The organism is Flavobacterium rarum (SeqCode) (assembly GCF_965234445.1).
Classification (GTDB): Bacteria; Bacteroidota; Bacteroidia; order Flavobacteriales; family Flavobacteriaceae; genus Flavobacterium; species Flavobacterium rarum.
In genome coordinates this window covers 128842-153021 of sequence record NZ_OZ248505.1, presented here as the reverse complement: position 1 = coordinate 153021, position 24180 = coordinate 128842, and the positions used below count along the sequence as shown (strand labels likewise).

The following is a 24180-nucleotide window of genomic DNA, read 5'->3' as shown; positions in this document are numbered from 1 at the left end:
TTCTTAATTATAGATACGTTTTATTAATCAAATAAAAATCAGCCAAAACAATTGCAGCCATAGCCTCAACAATAGGTACAGCACGAGGAACAACACAAGGATCATGCCTTCCTTTTCCTGTCATTTCTGTAATATTTCCATTATTGTCAAGTGATTCTTGTTTTTGCATTATCGTAGCCACTGGTTTGAAAGCCACTCGGAAATAAATATCCATTCCATTGCTTATTCCACCTTGTATACCGCCAGAAAGGTTAGTTCGAGTAGTTCCATCAGGATTGTATAAATCATTGTGTTCACTTCCTTTCATTTTCACCCCTTCAAATCCACTTCCAAATTCAAAACCTTTTACTGCATTGATAGATAACATTGCTTTCCCAAGCTCTGCGTGTAATTTATCAAATACAGGCTCTCCTAAACCAATAGGAACGTTTTGAATCACACAAGTAACGGTTCCTCCTACTGTATCCCCTTCTTTACGAATTTGGCGTATATAATCCTCCATTATCTTTGCAGTATCTTCGTCTGGACAACGAACAGGATTGTTTTCAATTTTGGAAAAATCCAATTCTTGATAAGACTTTTCTAAAAATATTGGTCCTACCGAAGAAACATAAGCGTTTATTTTTATTTCAGGTAGCATTTGTTTTGCAATAGCACCTGCAACTACTCTACTGGCAGTTTCGCGAGCAGAACTTCTTCCGCCACCACGATAATCTCTAAATCCATATTTTTGATCATATACATAATCCGCATGACTGGGTCTGTAGTTATCTTTTATATGCGAGTAATCATCCGATTTTTGATTGGTATTCGGAATGATAAATCCAATTGGTGTGCCTGTAGTTTTTCCTTCAAAAATTCCAGAAAGAAATTGAACATCATCTGGTTCTTTTCGTTGTGTAACTATAGCCGATTGGCCAGGTTTGCGCCTAGACATTTCAAATTGAATAGCATCCAAGTCCAACTGAATTCCAGATGGGCAACCATCTATTATTCCACCCAACGCTTCTCCATGTGATTCTCCAAAAGTAGTTACTCTATATAGTGTACCGTAGCTATTTCCTGCCATTACTATTTAATTTTAGGCAAATGTAAGCCTTATGAATTAAAGAAAAAATTTTAAATAAGTAATATTTATATATAATTTGACTCAAATTCGTTATAAAAAAGATATTTTTCAACTAATCACAAGCATCAAAATCTTAAAATTCAATTTATTATTTTATAAAGAAAATCATCAATTTATAATCCTAATATAAAATTCAAAGCTAATCTTTAGGCTCAGAAAAGGTAATGTTCTGATAGTTAGGTAAATCTTGTTAGTTTCTATATTTTTTGTATTTTTATTACTATTATATTATTCTAATCCTAAAGTTTATATAAAATGAATAAAAACATCTATTTTTTTGTCCTTTTATTCGGAATATCGTTTTCTTGTCTAGCACAAGAAACTATTTCCAATAATACAATTGGATTGCGTTTTGGCAACAATCTCGGTTTTGGGTTAGAAATCTCCTATCAAAAAAAACTTTCACTAAAAAACAGATTAGAATTCGATTTTGGTTGGACAAACGATAATAATACTGATGCCATAAAAATATCAGGGATCTATCAATGGTATTGGAAAATTGAGAAGGAGTTGGATTGGTTTGCGGGTTTTGGAGGAGGTTTAGGCTCTTGGAATACCAATGACAATTACAATAATGGATATGGAAAAGACAATGGTGTTTTTGCAGTACTAAATGGAGATGTGGGAATTGAATATAACTTTAAAGAAATACCTATTCAACTGGCTATTGATGCAAGACCTGAATTTATTTTTAACAATTACGAGAAAAATGATTTTGGATTTAATGTAGGGTTAGCAATCCGATATAAATTTTAAAAGTAATCCAACTTATACTAAAACAAGTTGGATTATTTTGGTATCCTTATTTGTATTGATTTATAGCTTTTTCATAAAGCGACTCATAGATTGGAAGTATGTTTTTTATGTCGAATTTCTCTGCAACGTGTAATGCATTCTTTTTGAATTCTGCAAGTACACTATCTTCTTTTAGGATTTTCAAAGCATTTTGCGCCATTTCATTAATCTTTCCCACATCACTCAAATAACCAGAAACACCATCCATATTCACTTCAGGTAAACCACCAGAATTACTTGATATTACTGGAACACCACAAGCCATTGCTTCGAGTGCCGCCAATCCAAAACTTTCGGTTTCAGATGGCAAAAGGAATAAATCGGTAAGGCATAAGATTCGATCAATTTCGTTACTGTTCCCAAAAAATATCACTTTGTCCTGAATGCCAAATTTTCTGCACATCTTTTCAGCCTTTTCTTTTTCAGGGCCGTCCCCTACCATCATTAATTTGGCTGGAATTTCTTTTTGAATTTTGTAAAATATTTTAATGATATCCGGAATTCGCTTTACTTTTCTAAAATTACTGATATGCGTAATGATTCGTTCATCTGTATTGGCCATTACCGAACGACTACATGGAACTGTAGAATCATATTTGTTTTTATCCAATTCTATAAAATTAGGAATTACTTGAATTTCGTTTTTTATATTGAATAATTTCAAGGTATCATCTTTCAAACTTTGAGAAACTGAAGTCACATAATCCGATTTATTGATACTAAAAGTTACTGCTGGTTTATAAAAAGGATGATTCCCAACCAATGTAATATCCGTTCCATGTAACGTTGTTACCATTGGAATATTAATGCCTTCGTCTTTCAACATTTGTTTCGCCATATAGCCTGCATACGCATGAGGAATAGCGTAATGCACATGCAACAATTCTATTTTATACAATTTTACCATATCCACCAATTTACTTGACAAAGCCAATTCATACGGCTGAAAATGGAATAATGGATATTCTGGAACTACTACTTCGTGATAATGAACATTTGGATTTAATAATGCCAATCGCACCGGTTGGCTGTAGGTTATAAAATGAATTTCGTGTCCACGTCTGGCTAATTCAAGACCTAATTCTGTAGCAACTACGCCACTTCCGCCAAATGTTGGATAACAAACTATTGCTATTTTCATGTATAGATACTATTTTAATTTTGGAAACATGGTATCGCCATATTGTAATGGTTTTTTACAACAAACTTGTTGTAATTGGCGATTTCATGTATGTTTTTTAAGTGGAACGAAATTAAGGAGATTAGGTCTCTTTAAGTATAAAATTAAGTTAAAATTTAACTTTTAAACTTCATTCTCTGAATTCGAACTGCATTCAAAATAGCCAATAGCGCCACACCTACATCAGCAAAAACAGCTTCCCACATTGTTGCCAATCCTCCTGCTCCAAGAATTAAAACAACGGCTTTAACCACAAAAGCCATCGTTATATTTTGCCACACGATTATTTTAGTTTGTTTTCCAATATTTATCGCTGTGTAAATCTTTGTCGGTTGGTCGTTTTGAATGACAATATCGGCAGTTTCAATAGTTGCATCGCTACCTAAACCACCCATTGCAATTCCTGCATCGGCAAGGGCAACCACTGGCGCATCGTTTACACCATCGCCCACAAAAGCAATTTTTAGGTTTTGCGATTTAAGTTCCTCGACTTTTTCTACTTTGTTTTCAGGCAACAAATCACCATAGGCTTGATCGATATTCAATTCTTTAGCAACGGCATCTACAACAGCTTGCTTATCGCCTGAAAGCATTACAGTTTTGATGTTTATTTTGTGTAAACTTTCGATAGCTGTTTTTGCATCTTCTTTGATTTCATCGGCGATTAGAAAATAACCTGCGTATTTTTGATTGATGGCAATAACAATAATTGTAAATGGTGTATTGTCGATTTCAGCATCGTAACTGATATTGAATTTTTTCATCAATTTTACATTTCCTGCCAATATTTCGTTTCCTTCTACATTACCTTTCAATCCGTGTCCTGCAATTTCTTCAACATCGGTAACGGTTACATCTTTTTCTGAACCTTTGGCATATTCTATAATAGCAGTTCCAACAGGATGTGTTGATTTGGTTTCTAGTGCTGCTGTGAATTTTATTAAATCAGCTTCTGGAACATCAACGGCTACCACTTTTTGAACTTTAAAAACGCCTTTGGTCAGCGTTCCGGTTTTGTCCATAACTACAGTTTGAATAGATGCCATAATATCCAAAAAATTCGAGCCTTTGATCAAAATTCCATTTTTACTTGCTGCACCAATACCTCCAAAATAGCCTAAAGAAATAGAAATTACCAGCGCACAAGGACAGGAAATCACCAAGAAAACCAGTGCTCGATACAGCCAATCCCTAAACACATAATTATCCAAAAAGGCAAAAGGCAAAAGACAAATAGCAATTGCCAGATAAACAACTACCGGAGTATAAATTTTAGCAAACTTTCGAATAAACAACTCTGTTGGTGCTTTTTTGGCAGCTGCCTCTTGTACCATTTCTAAGATTTTCGAGAGTTTACTATCGGTGTAAGCAGTTGTAACTACGATTTCCGCAACTGTATTCAAATTAATCATTCCCGCTAAAACAGTATCATTTTTTTTCTTACTATCTGGCTTACTTTCACCCGTTAAAGCTGCAGTATTAAAAGTAGCACTTTCAGAAATAAGTTTCCCGTCCAAAGCCAATTTTTCTCCCGGTTTCAATTGAATGAGTGCTCCAATACTAATTTCGGAAGCCTTTTTTGATATTGTGTTATGTCCTTCTAATACAGTTGCAAAATCAGGTCTTTGATCCAAGAACAATTTGATATTGGACTTCGCCCTTTTCACTGCTAGTCCTTGAAAATTCTCACCAATACAATAAAACAACATTACGGCAACTCCTTCAGGAAATTGTCCAATAGCAAATGCACCTAAAGTAGCAATTACCATCAATGAAAATTCTGAAAAAAATTGTCCTTTTCTAATACTTTCAAAAGTTTCTATTAAAACGGGAAAACCAACCGGAATATAGGCGACAATATACCATCCAATTCGAATCCAACCAGTAAACCAACTTTGAGGAAAATAATTATCCAAAACAATTCCAATCAACAATAAACAAAAAGAAATTACAGATGGAAAGAACAATTGAAAATAACTTCCATCCTCGTGCGAATGCTCGTGGTCATGGTCATCTGAACCCGAATGCACATGATCATCGTGCATCCAACAGCATCCAGATTGTTTTGCAATCTTTTGGTTGTCGTTTTCCTCATGACTATGTTGATTTTTCATTGACTATATTTTTTTAAAACCACAAAATTGAAAATTTTGTACCGTATCGAATGGAGTGATATGATTTTCCGTAAAACATTTTACTACATCAAAATTATCTTTGAAACTATTTTTCATAATAATTTCAGAATATTGTTTTATTTCTAATCCGCTACATTTCAAAGGGCCATTTTCTGAAAATGTACCTAACAAAAAATTGCCGTTAGTCGCAACTGTATTTCCAACTATTGCAACATATTTATTGATGCTTTCATCCACTGTCAAGAAATGAAAAACAGCTCGGTCATGCCAAAAATCAAATGTTACTTCCGGATTGAATTGGGTAATATCCGAAACAATCCAATGCACTAAATGTGCTTTATCTCCCAACCTTTTTTTTGCTCTTTCTAATGCCGATTCTGAAATATCCAAAACCCAGATATTTGTATAGCCCTTTTCCAATAAAGCATCGACTAAGTTACTATCACCACCTCCAACATCAATAATGTTGGCAGTTTTTGACAAGTTTAAGCTTTCCAAGTAATTCATTGAAGTAGTGGGATATTCTTGTGTCCAACTGACTTCATTTGGTTTTTTTGTAGTAAAAACATTTTCCCAATGTGATTTTTTATTTTCCATAATTATAACATAATTTTATTCTTCTCCACTCCCTTTTGTTAATTCTGACAATAAATAATAGGCTCCTTTGATTACCACTTTAGCATCGGCTGGAACTTCATCAATTACCTTAACTTCTGTAAAACCCATATCTGAAGTACCAATGGTCACTTTTATTTGTTGAAACGTATTTTTCCCTGTTGAAACAAAAATAAAATGGTCGTTTCCGTTATTCACGATTGCTTCAGTTGGCAGTGCCGATGTGTTGTTATTATCAATTTTTACTCTCGCCTCTACATACATTCCCGGCAACAGGGTTTCAGTAGTTTCATTTATTTTAGCGTGTACTAACACTGCTTGTTCATTGGGTTCAAATGCTTTATTAATAGCATAAATTTTGGCTGGATGCGTATGCGAAACATCATTCGCATCACTAAAAGTAATTAATTGTCCAATTTTTATTTTATGAATGTCTTTCTCAAAAACTTTTAAATCCAAATGTAAAAAACGGTTGTCAATAATTTCAAACAATATTGCATTCGCTTCTGCAAATTTACCCATACTTAAATTAATATGCTGAATATACCCGCTTATTGGTGCTGAAATAGCGATACTTGAAGCAATATTTTTTGATGATAATTTATTTGCGTTGATACCTAATTGAGCCAATTTAGAACTTAATGTAACTTTTTTGGCTTGGACAATTTGTAATTCTCTTTGAGCTTGCTGATAGGTTTTCCCTGCATTTATATCATCGTCTCTTAATTCTTTTTGGCGTTGGTATTCTTTTTCCAAATAATTGAGATTGGCATTGTTTTCCAAATAATCCTGTTGCAATTGTATCACTTCAGAATTGACAATGGTTGCCAAGGTTTTTCCGGCTGTTACAAACTCACCTTCTTGAACCAAAATATTTTTTACTACTCCTCCCATCAATATACTCACTTGCGCTTGATGTTGTGGTGGCAATGATAATTTTCCATTTATTTTTAAGGTTGTAGTTAGGTTTTTCTTTTCAAAATTACTCAACTGTAAGTCTATCGCCTTTATTTGTGCATCTGTAAAAGTTACAACTAATTTTTCTGCCACTATTTCCTTCGAATCATTTGTAATTGCTTCTTCTCTGGCGCTTTTTTTGCAAGATGAAGTCAAAATGCAAAATGCAAAGAGCAAAATGCAAAAGAAAACCGATGTCGATTTAGAATATGCTTTAAAATTTGTGATTTTATAATTCATTTTATAATATTTTATAGTTTAAAATTTTGAATGTTTTGCAATAAACCTCACCCCCAACACATCTCCAAAGGAGAGAGGAACAAGATTGGGTGAATATATACTCGCCTATTGTATTTGCATCTTTGCAATTTGCCTTTTGCCTTTTGCAATTTTGACCCTTTGTCCTTTGTCCTATCTGTTTAATAAATATTGAATGTTGATTATAGTTTGATTGTAATTGTTCATTGCAGTCAAATAGTCGTTTTTGATTTTGTTGGCATCTTTCAGGTTCTGAGTAAATTCGATATAACCGATATCCCCTGATTTATATAGCCGTTGTGCCGAATTGACAATCGTTTCTGCCATTGGGATCCCCTCCGTTTTATAATAATTGAGTTGCTCCAAATACTGTTTTTGGAGTTGGTATTGTTGTAAATAGATGGTTCCCAACTCCTGTTGCGATTTCTCTAATTCATTTTTGGCGATTTCTGTTTCTAATTTAGCCACTTGTGTTTTTGCCTCAATTCCGTTTCTGAATAATGGAATATTAATCCCTACACTTCCATAATAAAATGGGGTTTCTTTGTCCAAGCTTTGCGCATTTACACCCAAATTAAATGACGGATTTGCTTTTGCCTTTTCTGATTTTATAGCCAATTCTTTAGCAATAATTTGCTGTTGCAAAAACTGTAAAACGGGATGGTTTTTGACTAAAGTGCTGTCGCTTAAATTAATTTCAGGCAAAGCTTCATATTTTATTGGCGCTTTATAATCTGCATTATTCCGAGTCCATTTTTGCAATTCTGCCAAATAAAAAAATACTTGAGTACTAACTTCTGCCAATTGCAATTTTAAATCCTTGTGTTGCAATGTGGCATTTATTTTTTCAAGTTTATTGCTTTCGCCAACCTGAAATTTCTTGTCTGCAATCTTTACATAATCTGTAAAAATAGTGTCTATTTCGAGAAGTAAATTGTATTGTTGTACATTATAAATCCAATAGAAATAAGCACTTGATACATTTTTAATCAATTCATTTTTAGTTACAGCTTCAAAAGATTTGGCGACGGTTACATTTTGATTCAAAAGGTTTCTGTCGGCTTTATTCGATAGTTTAAAACCTTGTGCAACTCCTACATTATAATCAAACAATTTACTGTTCATCTGCCCTAAATTACTATTAATATTGAATGGGTCCAGCACCGTAGCTGTTTTTGTTAATGCTTGTTGTTGCTCTGTTTGCAAACTAGCCTGTTGCATGGTTGGATAATTTTTCAGCGCAGATTGCAACGCATCATTCAATTGCAAAGTACTATTTTGGGCATTCATCAAAGGACAAAGGGCAAAAAGCAAAAGAAAAAGGACAATTGAATTCAAAGAGCAAAAGGCAAAGTGCAAAAGGCAAAACTCAAAACTTGCTCTTTGCATTTTGCCATTTGCTATTTCCTTTTTATTTTTTTTTCTTAAATTTTTCATCATTTAATATTTGTCTGGATTATTAATCATGTGATTAAGTAATTTTCCAACTTCTTCACTTTTTGTTCTTAAAGAATTTGAGATTTGTTCGTCAACATAATTACATGCCAAGGCAAAATCAATCCAAACATTTGTTTCTGAATTTTCGGAATCACAATCTGTGAGTTTAGAAATAAAATGTGCGGGGTATCTTTTCTTTCTATATGCTTCTGCAAGATTCGCACAAACACTTCTTGATGAACGTCTTACTTGGTCGGTTAGTGAATATTTTTCTTCTTTAGGAAATGATTTACTGATTTCAAATATTTCCATTGCCAAAGAAAATGCTTTTTTATATACTGTTGATTCTTTAAAATTAAAATTGCTCATTTTTAAGTTTTTATATTGTTTACTAATTGCTTTTTATTTTTTGAAATTTCCCCTTTGAAATTTCCCTTTTGCCTTTTACTTTTTACTTTCTTCAATTTGCAATTTGCAATTTGCCTTTTACTTTTCACTCTCCACAATTTGCTCTTTGCCTTTTGCACTTTGCCTTTTTGAACTCATCACTAAATAATACAAAACGGGTAAAACAAACAAAGTCAGTAACGTTGAAGTTAGCAACCCTCCAATTACTACAGTTGCCAATGGTTTTTGAACTTCGGCACCTGCGCTTGTACTCAACGCCATTGGCAGAAAACCTAATGAAGCCACTGTTGCAGTTGCCAAAATTGGTCGTAATCGGGCACTGCTTCCTTTGTAAATGCGTTGCAAAAGATTGTCTTCACCTTCTTCTTTTAGTTGGTTATAATAGCTAATCAGCACTATTCCGTTCAGAACTGCAACACCAAAAAGTGCAATAAAACCAACTCCTGCCGAAATACTAAAATTCATTCCACGGCTCCACAAAGCAAATATTCCACCAATTGAAGCTAAAGGAATTGCAGAAAATATTATAGTAGCTTCTTTGAGAGAACGGAACGACAAAAAGAGGAGAAAGAAAATAAGCAAAAGCGCAACTGGAACAGCCAATTGCAACCTGCCTTTGGCTTCTTGAAGATTTTGAAATTGCCCACCGTATTTTATAAAATAGCCTTCCGGTAATTTTAATTTGGCATCTAGTTTTTTCTGAATTTCTAAAACTACGCTTTCAACATCTCGTCCTCGAACATTGGCTTCAATAACAATTCTTCTTTGTCCCTCTTCCCTGCTTATTTGTGATGGTGCTGTTTTAAAATTGATTTCGGCGACTTCATTCAACGGAATTTGATTCCCTTTTGGTGTTGGAATCAATAAAGATTTTAAAGCATCAATGTCGGTATTTTCTTTTTTTGGAATACGAACAACTAAATCAAATTTGCGTTCCCCTTCATACACAACACCAGCCGTTCCTCCTGCATAGGCCATGTTTAGAATTCGGTTTACCTCTGCTATATTCAAACCGTATTGCGCAATTTTGTTTCGGTTGTATTTTACGACCAATTGAGGCATTCCTGTAACTTGCTCAACTTTGATGTCGGTTAAACCTTCAATTTTACTTATAATTGGAACAGCTTTATTGGCTTCCGAAAAAAGTTTGTCCAAATCATCTCCAAATATTTTTATAGCAATATCCGATTTTACTCCAGCAATCAGTTCATTAAAACGCATTTGAATGGGTTGCTCAAATGACAAATTACAACCCGGAATCTGACTTAGTTTTTCGTTCATTATATCAGCCAAATCTTCTTTATTATCGGCTGTTGTCCATTCTTTTTTGTCTTTCATTACCATAATCAAATCGGCACTTTCTATTGGCATTGGGTCGGTGGGAATTTCACTAGTACCTATTTTACTAACCACTTCTGTTACTTCTGGAAACGTAAGTGCTAGTTTTTCCAATTGTGTGCCCACTTCAATACTTTGCGGTAAACTGCTCCCTTGTCTAATCATATAATTTGTTGCAAAATCACCTTCGTCTAACTCAGGAATAAATTCGCCACCCAATGAATTGAATATAAACAATGAAGCGATGAATAAAAAAACAGCAATCCCGATAACTTCAAATTTTCGTCTTAGTGCAATGACTAAAACTGGTTGATACCAATTATTCAATTTGTTGATGAATCGGTCCGTAAAATTGAGTTTATTACGGATATTTTTACTCAAAAAAAGGCTACTCGCCCAAGGTACATACGTAAGCGAAAGTAATAGCGCACCTACGATTGCAAAACTTACCGTTTGCGCCATTGGCATAAACATTTTACCTTCTACGCCACTCAAAACAAACAAGGGAATGTACACAATCAGGATTATAATTTGTCCAAAAATGGCAGAACTCATAATCTTTGATGAACTTTTTATTACTTCGCGATCCATTTTATTTTGAGAAATTTCAAAAGGCAAATCAGTACTGTTTTCACTTAGCTCTTTCTCATTATTCTTAGCCATTTGCTCTTTGACTTCTGAAGTTTGCTCTTTGTCATTTGCTATTTGCCATTTGCTTTTTGCCTTTTCCCTTTTACTAAATACATGCAAAGTAGCTTCGACAACAATTACGGCACCATCTACAATTAATCCAAAATCCAAAGCACCCATACTCATCAAATTGGCGCTTAATCCAAAGAGATTCATTATTATAATAGCAAAAAGCATTGCTAACGGAATCACAGAAGCAACTATCAAACCGGCTCGTAAACTTCCTAGAAACAAGACTAAAACTAAAATTACAATTAAAGCACCTTCTAACAAATTGGTAGAAACTGTACTAACCGTTTTCTCTATAAGTTTGGTTCTATCTACAAAAACATCAATTTTAACCCCTTTTGGCAAGGATTTTTCAATGGATTGTATCCTTTCTTTAACTCGTTCAATAACTCTAACTGCGTTTTCTCCTTTTTGCATTAAAACTACTCCTCCAACAGTTTCTCCTTTTCCGTTTCTAGTCATTGCTCCGTAACGGGGTGCAAAACCAAATTTAACTTCGGCAATATCTTTTATCAAAATGGGAACACCCGAATTGTTTTTCACAACGATGTTATTAATGTCATCAATGTTTTGGATTAACCCTTCGCCACGAATAAAATAAATATTGGGACCTTTATCAATGTAACTTCCTCCTGTATTTTCATTGTTGTTTTGCAAAGCATCAAAAACATCTATTAGGGTCAGATTATTGGCCGCCAACCGTTCTGGTTTTACCGAAACTTCATATTGTTTTAGCTTACCTCCAAAACTGCTCACATCAACAACTCCAACAGTCCCCAATAATTGGCGACGTACAATCCAGTCTTGAATAGTTCTTAAATCAGTTAGATTGTATTTGTTTTCAAACCCCTTTTGAGGGACTAATACGTATTGAAAAATTTCACCAAGTCCCGTAGTTGGTGGCAATAATTCAGGCATTCCGTATTGTTTCGGAATATTATCCGCCGCCATTTTTATTTTTTCATCAACACGCTGACGAGCAATATTTACCGGCACATTGTCTTTGAAAACTATGGTAATTACAGACAAACCCGAACGGCTTGTACTGCGCAATTCAACCATATCCGACAATGATTTGAACTCTGTCTCTAATGGATAAGTTATAAATTGCTCTACTTCTTGAGTAGCGAGGTTTGGCGTAGTAGTTATAACCTGCACTTGGTTATTGGTTACATCCGGTAACGCATCTACACTTAATTGAGTAAATGAATAAACACCAAACATAACAAAGATTGACAACAGAACTCCTGTAATCATTTTATTGTTTACTGAAAATGCAATGATTTTATGTATCATTTTTAAAAAATAATGAATGAGAAATCGAACCTAAAAGGTCTATTTTTTTTTGTGGATATGCCACAACACTCTAACCTAATATTCAATACTAATTGAAATCAGGTTTCATTACACTATTTGAGGGGGTTGCCAAATACTTCCGTAGAAATTGGAAGTAAGAATTGATTTGAATGTTGGTAATGGTGCTTTAATAATGGTAGCAACTACAGAAAAATTAATTGCAGTAACTGGAAAGTAAGTCAATACTTGTGCACTACAACAATTGCACGTACAAAATGGAGAACATAAATCAATTTGTTTATCAAGGGAATGGTTATCCTGATTTGATGTGAATTCTATTGATGATTGGGCAATGCTTTCTTCTTCCATATCTGCACAAGGCATACAAGAAAGTACAAGAAAGACAATTGACAATATGATGTTTACAAATTTCACAAGAACAAAAATACGCTTTAAAATTAAAACAGAATAAATTTAAACCCTCAAACTCTTAAACCCTTAAACTTTTAAATAAACTACTCCCAGAGCTTTTTCTGATGAGGAGCTCTTTTTTTATTAATCCATTTGTTTAATTTATAACACAAAAAAGCAGAACCACTACCCACAATGGCACCTGCTAGAACATCAGTGGGATAATGAACACCAAGGTATAAACGAGAATAACCAACTGCTCCTGCCCACAAGAAAGACGGTGCAATAACATACCATTTTGGGTAAGCCATACTTAAAGATGTAGCTGTTGCAAAAGCAGCTGAAGTATGAGCCGAAGGAAAAGAATAACTACTTTCTTCAGTAACATTATCTATCTCGGGATAAGTTTCGTAAGGTCTGTCCCTTTTAGTAATACTTTTTAATGCTAAAGAAACAAACACCGAAGCAGCTAATGTTTCTCCTATAAAAATCGCTTTTTTCTTGGTAACACTGTCTTTCTCGATTAATCCAACAGCATAAATGACAATAGGGGTTCCAATACTGATAGGAATGACACTATTGGTAATACCAATCATTGAAGATTCTATATTAGTGTTCCTATTTAGATTTATATCTTTTAATAGATCAATATCTGAATTTTGAGCATTTAAAATTGAAAAACAAAAAAAAAGTATAAAAAACGGAAGTAATTTGAACATATTGGATTTTATTCATTTGTTTAAAAAAATCGACTATGCCAGCTGTCCATAGCAGGAACTTCCCAAGATTCATTAAACTCTTCTATATTATTAACTAGATTATTAAAAACAATTGTGTTTTCAGTAACGGCTTTGTCTTTAACCATTTTTTTAAAATCGATTAAAGTCTTGTGCGCAATATGATCTCCCAATTTGAAAGTAACATTCATTTTATCCAATAAATCTACATTGTATTTCTTTTCTAAACTTTGGATAAACTCAACAGACGAGTCAATAGAGCAGCCCGTTGCGGCCTGAACATCCTGATTTACGGCTAGAATAATAAACCGATTGTATTTCATCAAATAAGAAGATTCTAAGCTTGTTCCATGTGCTGCCCACTCGTTTAGAAAAGCCTGCAAATCAGTTTCGATTTCAGAAAACTCGGCATCCGAAAATTTTCTATTCGATTGATAAATCCAAATTCTAGATTCTTCGGGTAAATTTTCAAAAGGAACGTACATGGTAATTATGATTTTAGATTGTTGATTTTAGATTTCTTATTAAAAACAGAACTCGAAAATCGTATAATATTATTGTAAACAGTATATACTATTTTGGAATTTGTATTTTACAAATCTTGAGCATTGGCAATCAGTTCAGCTATATCCATCACTTTGACATCTCCTTCTCTCTCTTTATTCTTTACACCATCAGTCATCATAGTGTTGCAAAATGGACATCCAGCTGCAATAATATCAGGTTTTGTTTCAAGAGCATCCTCTGTTCTTTCTACATTGATTTCTTTATTTCCAGGTTCAGCATCTTTAAACATTTGAGCTCCTCCAGCTCCACAACATAAACCATTTGCTTTGGAACGTTTCATTTCAAGTAATTCAACATCCAGTTTTTGAATTAATTCTCTTGGTGCTTCATATACATTATTGGCACGACCTAAATAACAAGGATCATGAAAAGTAATGCGTTTTCCTTTGAATTGTCCTCCTTCTATTGTTAAGCGCCCTGAATCCAATAATGATTTAAGGAATTCTGTGTGATGTACAACTTCATAATGACCTCCCAATTCTGGGTATTCATTTTTCAAAGTATTGAAACAGTGCGGGCAAGCCGTAACTATTTTTTTTGCTTCATAGGCATTTAACACTTCGATGTTCATCATGGCCTGCATTTGAAACAAAAATTCATTTCCAGCTCTTTTTGCAGGATCTCCAGTACAACTTTCCTCGGCACCTAAAACAGCAAAAGATACATTGGAACGATTCAAAATACGCACAAATGCTTTTGTTATTTTTTTTGCTCTATCATCGAAACTTCCTGCACAACCTACCCAAAATAAAACTTCTGGTTGTTTTCCTTGTGCTAACATTTCGGCCATTGTTGGCACTATTAAATTTTCTGACATACTGTTATATTGATTCGGTTATTCGTTGATTATCTTTTCAGTAAACCTGTAAACTTTAAAACTATTATACTTTAAAAAAAATTAATCGTTTTTCCAATTCAAACGATCTTGCTGACTGTACTGCCAAGGTGCTCCATTATTTTCAATATTGGTCATCATTGCATTTAGAGACATTGGAGCAGCGCTTTGTTCCATTACCAAGTAACGTCTCATATCCATAATAATAGAAAGGGGACTAATATTCACAGGGCATTCTTCAACACAAGCGTTACATGATGTACAAGCCCATAACTCTTCAGCAGTAATGTAATCATTTAATAAAGATTTATTATCTGGCACAAAAACACCTTTATTAGCATCAATATTCTTGCCTACTTCTTCAATTCTGTCTCTAGTATCCATCATGATTTTACGAGGAGAAAGCTTTTTACCTGTCTGATTAGCAGGACAAGAAGACGTACATCTACCACATTCGGTACATGTATATGCGTTAAGCAATTGAACCCAATTTAAATCCTGGATATCACTAGCTCCAAATTTACTTGGAACTGCTGCATCTAAAACTGGGGCTGCTGCAAAAGGATCTGCATTTGGATCCATCATTAATTTAACTTCGGCAGTTACAGAAGCTAAATTATCAAATTGTCCTTGTGGATTTAAGTTTGCAAAATAAGTATTTGGAAAAGCTAATAAAATATGAAGGTGTTTTGAAAAATACAAATAGTTCATAAAAATCAATATTCCTACAATATGCAACCACCAAGCACCTTCGTTTAAGAGCATCACCAATTCATTAGACATCCCATTAAATACTGGTGCTATAAATTGACTAACAGGAAAAGAACCTGCTTTTATGAAATGAGAAAAACCTCCTGGTACATTTTGTAAATGCAAATCAGTAGCATTCATTATTAAGAACAAAGTCATCAAAACTACCTCAAAATACAAGATATAGTTGGCATCACTTTTTGGGCTTCCATCTAAATCTGAACTAATAAATCTTTTCAGTTTAATAATATTTCTTCTGATCCAAAATGCAAAAACTGCTACTAAAACAAGAAGTGCTAATATTTCAAATGAACCAATTAGTACATCATAAACAACTCCAAGAGGAGCAAAAATTCTATGAGTACCAAATAATCCGTCAATTATAATTTCTAGTAGTTCAATATTTATAATTACAAAACCTACATAAACAATAATATGTAGAATTCCAGCAACTGGCCTTTTTATCATTTTGGATTGCCCAAGAGCAATCATTGCCATATTTTTCCAACGTGCTTTTGCATTATCTTTACGATTAACATCGACACCTAAATTAATATTTCTAATGATTTTTTTTACATTCGAATAAAAATATCCGAATCCAATAATCAATAATATAGCAAATAACACATTACTTAAATAACCCATAAATAGTAGTTTTTTTTTTATTTTGTTATAGAATCTTTTGGCGCAATATAAGGTTTATTTTTCTTTCCAAAAACAGAAACATTTACATAACGAGTAGGATTTAAACGTACGTCTTGCAAAAGTAATTCTAACTCTTTAGATGTTTTTTCTAGGTTTGCATATAAGGCTTCGTCTTTCATCAATTTACCCATTGAACCCTTACCAGACTCTAAACCTTTCATTAAAACATCAACTTTGGTTAATGTTGAATTTAAATTACGAACAGTTAAACCTAAATCAGCTTTGTTCAAAGAGTCAGAAATTTTAACAAAGTTTTCAGAAACTTTATTAAAATTAGAAACAACTCCTTTTAATTGTCCTTTGTTTTCATCCAAAATAACATTTGCATTCAACGCTATTTTATGAAATTGCTCCATAGTAACACTAAGTTCTGCTAAGCTTTTTTTCAAATCGGCTTGCCCCTTTGCATCCAAAACGGTATTAAAACCAGTAATTAATTGATCTACATTTGTCATTACTTTTTCTAATTTAAGCATAACTGGTGTTGCTTTATCACCTAAAGAAGCCATCAAACTTACCTCAATATTTCCTTGTAAATAATCACCGTTTTCTGCAATATTTTTATCCAAATAATTTGGATGAATTGCAATTTGTTTTCCTCCGATTAGACTAGCATCGTAAATTGAAGCAATACTTGATTTTGAAATAGGGAATTCAGTATTAATTTGTAATTCTACTAATAATGTTCCTTTGTCACCAATTGTAATAGTTTTAACTTTTCCGATTGTAAGTCCGTTTATAGTAACTAACGCTGATGGTGCAAGTCCTTCTACGTTGGTGTATTCTACATAAAAAGTTTTATAATTATTAAAAAGATCTTTTCCTTTTAAAAAATTATACCCCCAAATGAATAACAAAATTGATGTTATAACTAAAATGGCAGTCTTTAATTCTCTTGTAATTTTCAAAATTTCTATTTTTTTATAATGGGCAAATTTAATATAAAATATTCTAAATTATTATTTATTTAATGCTTCTTGAATGCTAATTTTTTTTCCGTTTCTATAAGCAATTAAAAAAGCAGAATTATATCCTTTATTTTTCGCTTCTAATAATTGATTTTTAGCCTCTTCATAATTGTTTGTATCTCCATAAAAATATTTAAAGATTTTATCTTCATATTGTAAAGAAACATTTTTCAAACCATTAAAGTTTTTTGGTTGTAAAGCTAATTTCTTTTTACTAGCAGAAAGTTGAATTTTAAAAATAGATCCAAGAGTGTCTTTTTTAATTATCTCTTTTTTTATTTCAGGAGTAACATTACTTTTTACTGGAGTTTCTTTAATCATTTGCGAAGGTTTTTCTCCAAATATTTCTGAGCCACCATCTCCAAAATATTCAAATTTGTAACTTAGGATAGCATCCGCAATAGCTTTTGCAATTTCATTTTGTCCATCTTCAGAGTTCAATAATTCACCTTCTTTAGGATTTGAAATAAAACCTGTTTCAATTAAAACTCGAGGCATATACGCTTTATGTAATACCATAAATGGTGCCTGTTTAACACCACCGTGTCTTAATTTTTTACCTAACAAAGCAAAAGCATCTTCTATTTTACTGGCCAATGAAATACTGTTATCTAAATACTCTTCTTGCATTAAGGTCATTCCAATCATCGTTTCTGGAGAGTTGGGGTCAAATCCCTCATATTTTTGTTTGTAATCTTTCTCCATACTGATTACGGCATTCTCTTTTTTTGCAGCTTCGAGATTGGAAGCAATCTTATTCATCCCCATTACATAAGTTTCAGTACCATCAGCAGCCGTGTTTTTATTGGCATTTAAGTGAATCGAAACAAAAATATGCGAATCTGCTCTATTGGCTATATTTGCACGCTCAATTAAATCAATAAAAACATCCGTTTTTCTAGTATATATTACATCAATCTTTGGATTAGATTCCAAAATTTTACCGACCTTTAATACAATAGCCAGCGCAATATTTTTCTCAACTCGTCCATTATAATTTGCACCAAAATCATGTCCTCCATGACCAGCATCCAAAGTCACTTTAAAATCATTGGATTGACTATGCGAATCGACTGCTAACATTACTATTAAAAATGCTAATGCATTTTTTATTTTTTTTGAGATATACATCGAATAGTTAATTTAATTATAAGACTTCCGTTATAAATTTATGATTTGATTATTTTTGCCAAAAAATTATAGTATTTTTGGCTCGCGAATATTCGAGTCTTCATTTTACAAAAATAGCATTTAAACCTTTGCATACAAACTTATTTAATATCGTTTTACTATCAATTTTCCTATCATTAGGATGTTCTAATTTATATTCACAAGATATAAAAAAGAAACAAACTTCCATACCTTCTAAAAAACAAGAAGTTAAGAAAGAAAACCAATCAGATAGTACTGAAAAAAAGCTAACAGAGATCTCTACGGACACTGTAAAATTAGATACTATTAAGGTTAAAAAAAACTTTCTCAATGGTAAAGTAAAATACAAAGCAGAAAAATCTGTAAAAATAGAACAAAAAAAGAAACTTGTAACTTTATATGACAAAGCCGAACTATACTATCAAGATGTAGAATTAAAATCGGGAATTATTGTAATGGATTATGAAAAAAACGAAGTTTACGCTGGCCGAATAAAAGATTCTTTAGGAAATTACACCCAATTCCCAAATTTCAAACAAGGTTCAAATGTTATAGAACCTGATTCTATTCGTTTTAATTTTAAAACAAAAAAAGCATTAATTTGGAACTCAAGATCTACGCAAGGTGAATTTAATGTAAAAGCTGCCATCACAAAAAAAGAAAATGATTCCGTTTATTTTTTAAAAGGGGCACGATTTACAACATCAAAAGACGTAGACAATCCAGAATATTATTTTCAAACCAATAAAATAAAATTTGTTCCAGGAAAAAAAATAGTTACTGGTTTTACAAACATGGTGATTGCTGGTGTACCAACTCCAATTTTCCTTCCTTTTGCCTATTTCCCACTTTCAAAAGAGACAAGTGTTTCTGGAATTATTTTACCATCATATAACGACTCAAACAGTAAAGGATTTTCGTTGCAAAATGGTGGTTACTATTTTGCACTAAGCGATCATTATAACTTAACAGTAGTTGGTGATTATTACACAAACGGAAGTTATGGTATAGGGATGCAATCGTCTTATGCTGATCGTTATCATTACCAAGGAAATGTTAATGTTCGATTTGAGAACAACATTACTAGTGAAAGAGGGTATCCTGATTATTCAAAAACAACAATTTACAACATACAATGGTCGCACTCACAAGATTCAAAAGCCAATCCAAACTCCACTTTTTCGGCTTCTGTAAATTTAGGTAGTAGTCAATACTTCAAAAACACCTTAAACCAAGTCAATGTTGGCTCTTCTTTGAACAACACTTTAAGTTCTTCAATTTCATATAGCACTGTATTCCATACTATTCCTGAAAGTAGAATTTCGTTGACCGCTACTCACTCACAAAATACACAAACCAAAGAAATCAACATGACGCTTCCAACATTACAGTTTAGCGTAGATAGAATGTATCCATTTGCTTTTGATGATGGAGCAAAAAAAGGTTTTATTAAAAATATCAATTTACAATATAATTTAAATGGTAAAAATAGTTTTATAACTACGGATTCCTTGTTTTTTAAGCCAGAAATGTTTCGAGATGCCGAAATTGGTTTTCAACACAATATTCCATTAAGTACTAACTTTAAAGTTTTTAAACATTTTAGTGTATCATCATCACTAAATTATGAAGAAGTTTGGTATTTTAAAACTATAAAAAAACAATTTGACGATCAGTTAAGTACTTTAACCACAACTGAGATCAAGGGCTTTGACGCTTTCCGTACGTATTCGTCTTCTACTAGTTTAGGAACTACTATTTATGGAACATTTAATTTTGGTAATGACAAAATTATAAAATCAATACGACACGTAATGCGGCCAGCAATATCGCATAGTTTTAGACCAAGTTTTCAAAAATACTATGACACCTATGCAACCGATGGAAGTGGTACTATGCAAAAAGACTATACTCGCTTCGAAGGAGGTATGTACGGAGCTCCTAGCAATAATAGTTCCAATAATATTGGCTTTAATTTAAGCAATACCTTTGAAGCAAAAGTGGCAGATAAGGACAGTACGAAAGTTGAACCCAAAAAAATCATGTTGCTTAACAATTTAAACCTATCAACTAGCTATAATATTGAGGCTAAAGAACTTGCTTGGGAACCATTAAGAGTAAGCGGTGGAACTCAGTTTTTTGACAATAAATTAAATGCTAATTTTGGAGCTACCTTAGACCCATACGCAATTGATAATTCTGGAAATAAAATCAATACTTTCAATATAAATAATGGTGGAAGCCTTTTTAGAATGACTAGTGCTAATCTAACAATGAATTATGCCCTTTCCAGTGAAAGTGATAAAAAAGACAAAAAAAATTCTCAAGGAAAGAGAAATGGTGGTCGAGAAGATGATTTATTTGGATCGGACATTGATGTAGGAACCGACAGAAAAACACAATTTGACGATAAAGAAGGAGAAGAAGATACCATAGCAGAATTTTTTAGATCTAAATTACCATGGGACATGACCTTTGCCTATTCCTTAACCTATGGCAATATCAACAGAGAAAAAAAAATAATTGGAAATTCGCTTATGATTTCTGCAAACACTGATTTAACTCCTAAATGGAAAGCAGGAATTTCTACCGGTTATGATTTTGTTCAAAATGGGGTTACCTTTACACAATTGCGTTTCGAGAGAGATTTATTGAGCTGGAGAATGGATTTTAACTGGACTCCTTTTGGTGATAATGCGAGTTGGAATTTCTATATCGGAATCAAATCTGGAGTGTTGAGTGATATCAAATGGGAAAAACGAAATCTTACAAATCAGAGATAATAATACATTTATAATTTAAAAATATTCCGTTACATGAAATCGTCATAAGAATAGTTGTCGTAAAAACCAATGAAGATCTGACGATACCCTATTCCAATAAAAACAAATATTATCTACATATGAAAACAATAATATTCACCGAAAAAGCTCCTGCACCAATTGGGCCTTACAATCAGGCAGTTTTAAAAGGAAACACTTTATATACTTCTGGTCAAATTGCACTAAATCCTGAAACTATGGAATTGGTAATTGAAAATATCGAAGCAGAGACCAAGCAAGTAATGGAGAATATGAAAGCAGTTCTTGAAGCCGCTGGTATGACTTTTGAAAACGTAGTAAAAACAACTATTTTCATTATGAATATGAGTGATTTTGGAAGTATAAATGCAGTTTACGGTTCTTATTTTAATGAAAAAACCGCTCCAGCTCGTGAAACGGTTCAAGTGGCTTGCTTGCCAAAAAATGTTAATATAGAAATCTCTATGATTGCAGCGCTATAGCATTTAGTAGTAATTGTGCCGTTGCTTCATTAGTCGCCAACGGTATATTATGTACATCACAAACTCGTATTAGCATATTTACATCTGCTTCATGAGGATGACTAGAAAGGGGATCTTTGAAAAAGAAAACCATTTGTGTTTTTCCTTCTGCCACTCTCCCAGCAATTTGAGCATCACCTCCTAGAGGTCCTGATAACATTCGTTTTGTTTTGAAACCTACTTCTTCAGCTCTGCTTCCAGTAGTTCCTGTTGCAATAAGTTTTATTTTTTCTTGTTGTAAAATTTCACGGTTTTTAATAAGAAATTTTACAATATCCTCTTTTTTACCGTCATGTGCAATTATAGCAATTTCCATAAATTATTTGTTAGCAACATGATAAGCAATAAGTCCATCAATAGGTCTTCTTAATACATTACCCAGTTGTAATTCATATTTTTCGAAAATTTCGGCCAATTCTTCTTTAAGGTAAAAAGCAATAGAACCAACAAAATGAATAGGCACTTCTTTACAGTTTTCAAATTGTTTGATATAATTTTTAATGAATGATTTCATTGCTTTAAAAATTATTTTTCTACAAAATTCATGTTCTTTATTTTGAATCAAAAATTTTGCAAATGTTGCCAAATAGGCATTTGGATTAGGTTCTTTATACAATTTGTTTTTTACGTAATCAGGAGTAACGTCATATTCTTTTTCAAAAACGTCTGCCAATTCTTTTGGCATTTTGTTGAAATAGTATTTTCTAATTAATTCTTTACCAAAAACATTCCCACTGCAATCATCCATAACAATATAACCAAGGGATTGAACTTTTTGTTCCAAAACTTTACCGTCAAAATAACTGCAATTTGAACCCGTTCCTAATATGCTTACAATTGCTTTTTCTCCTTTAGGAGTAGTAGCAAATACTGCAGCATAAGTATCTTCTTCAACAACAACTATTGCATTTGGGAAATAAGTTTTAAAAATTTCAGAAAGCATAATTTTCATTCTATCTGTCCCACAACCTGCTCCATAAAAGAACAAATGTGTAGCTGTTTTTTTGTTTTGTAATATATCAAAACGATCATTTAATCTTTCAATAATTTCCTCAGCGTTTAGAATTTCTGGATTTAAACCTAAGGTTTGTGTGGTAAACATCACTTTTCCGTCTTCATCTATTGCAATCCAATCTGCTTTAGTAGAACCACTATCAACTATTAATTTCATATGTAGGTACTGTTTGTTTATTAATAAAATATGCAATTATAATTCTTCTTCCAATTTGAACTTTAGAATCTTACGATTACATATTTAGCTATTTATTATTTTTTTATATGAAATTAACGAACCTCTAATGGAACTTGAACCCAATTTTCGCTCCTAATCATTTCATATCAATTGGTTTATTGGCTAATATTTTTTTTTCTTTTTTAAAAAAATAAATTTAAATAAAATAGAAATAGATTATAAAATAAAATCCCATTAATTTTACTTAATGGGATTTTGTAAAATTATAAATGTTATTTTAATGAAGTAATATGAGCTGCTAAGTCAATTAATTTACTAGAATAACCATACTCATTATCATACCAAGAAATGATTTTAAAGAAAGTTGAATTTAAACCAATTCCTGCATTAGCATCAATGATAGATGTTCTTGAATCAGAAACAAAATCTTGAGAAACAACTAAATCTTCTGTGTATCCTAAAATACCTTTCATCGTAGTTTCAGAAGCTAATTTTAATGCTGCCATAATTTCTGCATAAGAAGTCTCTTTAGCTACTTTTACTGTTAAATCCACAACAGAAACGTCAGTAGTTGGAACACGCATAGACATACCTGTTAATTTTCCGTTTAATTCTGGGATAACCAAACCAACCGCTTTTGCAGCTCCAGTAGAAGAAGGAATAATGTTACATGAAGCGGCACGTCCACCTCTCCAATCTTTTCTTGATGGACCATCAGTAGTCATTTGAGTCGAAGTTGTAGCATGAACAGTAGTCATCAACGCTTCAACAATTCCAAAATTATCATTAATAACTTTAGCCAATGGAGCCAAACAGTTTGTAGTACAAGAAGCATTAGAAACAACAGTATCTGAAGCTAAAGCTTTTGTATGATTTACTCCCATTACAAACATAGGAGCATCAGGAGAAGGTGCAGAAATAATTACTTTTTTTGCACCACCAGTAATGTGAGCTTTTGCAGTTTCTATAGTTGTAAAGAAACCTGTACATTCTGCAACTACATCAACATCAACTTCATTCCATTTTAAGTTTACCGGTTCTCTTTCAGCAGTAATTCTGATATTTTTACCGTTAACGAATAATTTTCCTTCTATTACTTCAACTGTTCCATTGAAACGACCGTGAACTGAATCATATTTCAATAAATAAGCTAAATGGTCTACATCTAATAAGTCATTAATAGCTACTACTTCAACATTATCTCTATTGAAAGATTCTCTAAATACGATTCTTCCAATTCTACCAAACCCGTTTATTCCTAATTTTACTTTTGACATTTTAATTAATTTTATGT

Annotated in this window: 21 protein-coding genes; 3 read left to right on the top strand and 18 right to left on the bottom strand. The window is 32.7% G+C overall.

Annotation, left to right across the window (positions count from 1 at the left end; genetic code table 11):
* Nucleotides 1-7: 7 nt before the first annotated feature.
* A complete protein-coding gene (aroC, locus tag AC8GF4_RS16750; RefSeq protein ID WP_506596300.1) occupies nucleotides 8-1069 on the bottom strand; it encodes a chorismate synthase in 1062 nt (353 codons plus the stop codon).
* Between the two features lie 315 nt (nucleotides 1070-1384).
* Here aroC and AC8GF4_RS16745 point away from each other — a divergent pair, with 315 nt between their 5' ends.
* Nucleotides 1385-1885, top strand: a complete 501-nt coding sequence (locus AC8GF4_RS16745) for a hypothetical protein (RefSeq protein ID WP_506596299.1) — start codon at nucleotides 1385-1387, stop codon at nucleotides 1883-1885.
* A 46-nt stretch (nucleotides 1886-1931) separates the two neighbouring features.
* Here the strand turns inward: AC8GF4_RS16745 and bshA are convergent, their stop codons facing one another.
* The 14 genes from bshA to AC8GF4_RS16675 all read right to left on the bottom strand — a co-directional run bounded on the left by bshA (nucleotide 1932) and on the right by AC8GF4_RS16675 (nucleotide 18351).
* Nucleotides 1932-3065 carry an N-acetyl-alpha-D-glucosaminyl L-malate synthase BshA gene (bshA, locus tag AC8GF4_RS16740; protein ID WP_506596297.1) on the bottom strand — a complete coding sequence of 378 codons (1134 nt, stop codon included), beginning with the start codon at nucleotides 3063-3065 and terminating at the stop codon, nucleotides 1932-1934.
* Between the two features lie 155 nt (nucleotides 3066-3220).
* A complete protein-coding gene (locus AC8GF4_RS16735; protein WP_506596295.1) occupies nucleotides 3221-5218 on the bottom strand; it encodes a heavy metal translocating P-type ATPase in 1998 nt (665 codons plus the stop codon).
* Between the two features lie 3 nt (nucleotides 5219-5221).
* The gene (locus AC8GF4_RS16730; RefSeq protein ID WP_506596293.1) at nucleotides 5222-5836 is read right to left on the bottom strand and encodes a class I SAM-dependent methyltransferase; all 615 of its coding nucleotides are present in this window, start codon (nucleotides 5834-5836) and stop codon (nucleotides 5222-5224) included.
* Between the two features lie 15 nt (nucleotides 5837-5851).
* A complete protein-coding gene (locus AC8GF4_RS16725; RefSeq protein WP_506596291.1) occupies nucleotides 5852-7051 on the bottom strand; it encodes an efflux RND transporter periplasmic adaptor subunit in 1200 nt (399 codons plus the stop codon).
* 171 nt (nucleotides 7052-7222) lie between these two features.
* Complete coding sequence (locus tag AC8GF4_RS16720; protein ID WP_506596289.1) at nucleotides 7223-8509, bottom strand: TolC family protein; 1287 nt, start codon at nucleotides 8507-8509, stop codon at nucleotides 7223-7225.
* Complete coding sequence (locus AC8GF4_RS16715; protein WP_506596287.1) at nucleotides 8510-8875, bottom strand: four helix bundle protein; 366 nt, start codon at nucleotides 8873-8875, stop codon at nucleotides 8510-8512.
* Nucleotides 8876-8992: 117 nt separating this feature from the next.
* Nucleotides 8993-12247, bottom strand: a complete 3255-nt coding sequence (locus tag AC8GF4_RS16710; protein ID WP_506596285.1) for an efflux RND transporter permease subunit — start codon at nucleotides 12245-12247, stop codon at nucleotides 8993-8995.
* Nucleotides 12248-12355: 108 nt separating this feature from the next.
* Complete coding sequence (locus AC8GF4_RS16705; RefSeq protein ID WP_506596283.1) at nucleotides 12356-12682, bottom strand: DUF6660 family protein; 327 nt, start codon at nucleotides 12680-12682, stop codon at nucleotides 12356-12358.
* A gap of 80 nt (nucleotides 12683-12762) precedes the next feature.
* Nucleotides 12763-13254, bottom strand: a complete 492-nt coding sequence (locus AC8GF4_RS16700; RefSeq protein WP_506596281.1) for a phosphatase PAP2 family protein — start codon at nucleotides 13252-13254, stop codon at nucleotides 12763-12765.
* A gap of 143 nt (nucleotides 13255-13397) precedes the next feature.
* Nucleotides 13398-13880: an ABC transporter ATPase gene (locus AC8GF4_RS16695; protein ID WP_506596280.1), complete on the bottom strand. Its 483-nt coding sequence runs from the start codon at nucleotides 13878-13880 to the stop codon at nucleotides 13398-13400.
* A gap of 107 nt (nucleotides 13881-13987) precedes the next feature.
* The gene (locus AC8GF4_RS16690; RefSeq protein ID WP_506596278.1) at nucleotides 13988-14779 is read right to left on the bottom strand and encodes a (Fe-S)-binding protein; all 792 of its coding nucleotides are present in this window, start codon (nucleotides 14777-14779) and stop codon (nucleotides 13988-13990) included.
* 81 nt (nucleotides 14780-14860) lie between these two features.
* Nucleotides 14861-16192 (bottom strand): 4Fe-4S dicluster domain-containing protein, encoded by a 1332-nt coding sequence (locus AC8GF4_RS16685; RefSeq protein WP_506596276.1) that lies wholly within the window; start codon nucleotides 16190-16192, stop codon nucleotides 14861-14863.
* Between the two features lie 17 nt (nucleotides 16193-16209).
* Nucleotides 16210-17160 (bottom strand): MlaD family protein, encoded by a 951-nt coding sequence (locus AC8GF4_RS16680; RefSeq protein ID WP_506596274.1) that lies wholly within the window; start codon nucleotides 17158-17160, stop codon nucleotides 16210-16212.
* A gap of 51 nt (nucleotides 17161-17211) precedes the next feature.
* On the bottom strand, nucleotides 17212-18351 hold the full coding sequence (locus AC8GF4_RS16675) for an N-acetylmuramoyl-L-alanine amidase family protein (protein WP_506596272.1): 1140 nt from the start codon (nucleotides 18349-18351) through the stop codon (nucleotides 17212-17214).
* Nucleotides 18352-18479: 128 nt separating this feature from the next.
* Here AC8GF4_RS16675 and AC8GF4_RS16670 point away from each other — a divergent pair, with 128 nt between their 5' ends.
* On the top strand, nucleotides 18480-21155 hold the full coding sequence (locus AC8GF4_RS16670) for a putative LPS assembly protein LptD (protein ID WP_506596271.1): 2676 nt from the start codon (nucleotides 18480-18482) through the stop codon (nucleotides 21153-21155).
* Nucleotides 21156-21274: 119 nt separating this feature from the next.
* A complete protein-coding gene (locus AC8GF4_RS16665; RefSeq protein ID WP_506596269.1) occupies nucleotides 21275-21655 on the top strand; it encodes a RidA family protein in 381 nt (126 codons plus the stop codon).
* On the opposite strand, the gene AC8GF4_RS16660 is transcribed toward AC8GF4_RS16665, so the two are convergent.
* From AC8GF4_RS16660 to gap, 3 genes are all read right to left on the bottom strand, one after another.
* Nucleotides 21636-22010, bottom strand: coding sequence for a methylglyoxal synthase (locus tag AC8GF4_RS16660; protein WP_506596268.1), 375 nt, complete (start codon nucleotides 22008-22010; stop codon nucleotides 21636-21638). The genes AC8GF4_RS16665 and AC8GF4_RS16660 overlap by 20 nt on opposite strands.
* Before the next feature lie 3 nt (nucleotides 22011-22013).
* Nucleotides 22014-22865, bottom strand: coding sequence for an N-acetylglucosamine kinase (locus AC8GF4_RS16655; protein ID WP_506596266.1), 852 nt, complete (start codon nucleotides 22863-22865; stop codon nucleotides 22014-22016).
* A gap of 293 nt (nucleotides 22866-23158) precedes the next feature.
* The gene (gap, locus tag AC8GF4_RS16650; RefSeq protein ID WP_506596264.1) at nucleotides 23159-24163 is read right to left on the bottom strand and encodes a type I glyceraldehyde-3-phosphate dehydrogenase; all 1005 of its coding nucleotides are present in this window, start codon (nucleotides 24161-24163) and stop codon (nucleotides 23159-23161) included.
* Between the last annotated feature and the right edge of the window lie 17 nt (nucleotides 24164-24180).

What these genes read in the sequence shown, in the direction of transcription:
- AC8GF4_RS16745 (WP_506596299.1), top strand. Translation starts at nt 1,385, where the DNA reads ATGAATAAAAACATCTATTTTTTTGTCCTTTTATTCGGAATATCGTTT.
- AC8GF4_RS16675 (WP_506596272.1), bottom strand. Translation starts at nt 18,351, where the DNA reads ATGTATATCTCAAAAAAAATAAAAAATGCATTAGCATTTTTAATAGTA.
- AC8GF4_RS16715 (WP_506596287.1), bottom strand. Translation starts at nt 8,875, where the DNA reads ATGAGCAATTTTAATTTTAAAGAATCAACAGTATATAAAAAAGCATTT.
- AC8GF4_RS16730 (WP_506596293.1), bottom strand. Translation starts at nt 5,836, where the DNA reads ATGGAAAATAAAAAATCACATTGGGAAAATGTTTTTACTACAAAAAAA.
- AC8GF4_RS16690 (WP_506596278.1), bottom strand. Translation starts at nt 14,779, where the DNA reads ATGTCAGAAAATTTAATAGTGCCAACAATGGCCGAAATGTTAGCACAA.
- bshA (WP_506596297.1), bottom strand. Translation starts at nt 3,065, where the DNA reads ATGAAAATAGCAATAGTTTGTTATCCAACATTTGGCGGAAGTGGCGTA.
- AC8GF4_RS16685 (WP_506596276.1), bottom strand. Translation starts at nt 16,192, where the DNA reads ATGGGTTATTTAAGTAATGTGTTATTTGCTATATTATTGATTATTGGA.
- AC8GF4_RS16665 (WP_506596269.1), top strand. Translation starts at nt 21,275, where the DNA reads ATGAAAACAATAATATTCACCGAAAAAGCTCCTGCACCAATTGGGCCT.
- AC8GF4_RS16710 (WP_506596285.1), bottom strand. Translation starts at nt 12,247, where the DNA reads ATGATACATAAAATCATTGCATTTTCAGTAAACAATAAAATGATTACA.
- AC8GF4_RS16695 (WP_506596280.1), bottom strand. Translation starts at nt 13,880, where the DNA reads ATGTACGTTCCTTTTGAAAATTTACCCGAAGAATCTAGAATTTGGATT.
- AC8GF4_RS16725 (WP_506596291.1), bottom strand. Translation starts at nt 7,051, where the DNA reads ATGAATTATAAAATCACAAATTTTAAAGCATATTCTAAATCGACATCG.
- AC8GF4_RS16655 (WP_506596266.1), bottom strand. Translation starts at nt 22,865, where the DNA reads ATGAAATTAATAGTTGATAGTGGTTCTACTAAAGCAGATTGGATTGCA.
- AC8GF4_RS16735 (WP_506596295.1), bottom strand. Translation starts at nt 5,218, where the DNA reads ATGAAAAATCAACATAGTCATGAGGAAAACGACAACCAAAAGATTGCA.
- AC8GF4_RS16700 (WP_506596281.1), bottom strand. Translation starts at nt 13,254, where the DNA reads ATGATTGGTATTACCAATAGTGTCATTCCTATCAGTATTGGAACCCCT.
- gap (WP_506596264.1), bottom strand. Translation starts at nt 24,163, where the DNA reads ATGTCAAAAGTAAAATTAGGAATAAACGGGTTTGGTAGAATTGGAAGA.
- AC8GF4_RS16660 (WP_506596268.1), bottom strand. Translation starts at nt 22,010, where the DNA reads ATGGAAATTGCTATAATTGCACATGACGGTAAAAAAGAGGATATTGTA.
- aroC (WP_506596300.1), bottom strand. Translation starts at nt 1,069, where the DNA reads ATGGCAGGAAATAGCTACGGTACACTATATAGAGTAACTACTTTTGGA.
- AC8GF4_RS16720 (WP_506596289.1), bottom strand. Translation starts at nt 8,509, where the DNA reads ATGATGAAAAATTTAAGAAAAAAAAATAAAAAGGAAATAGCAAATGGC.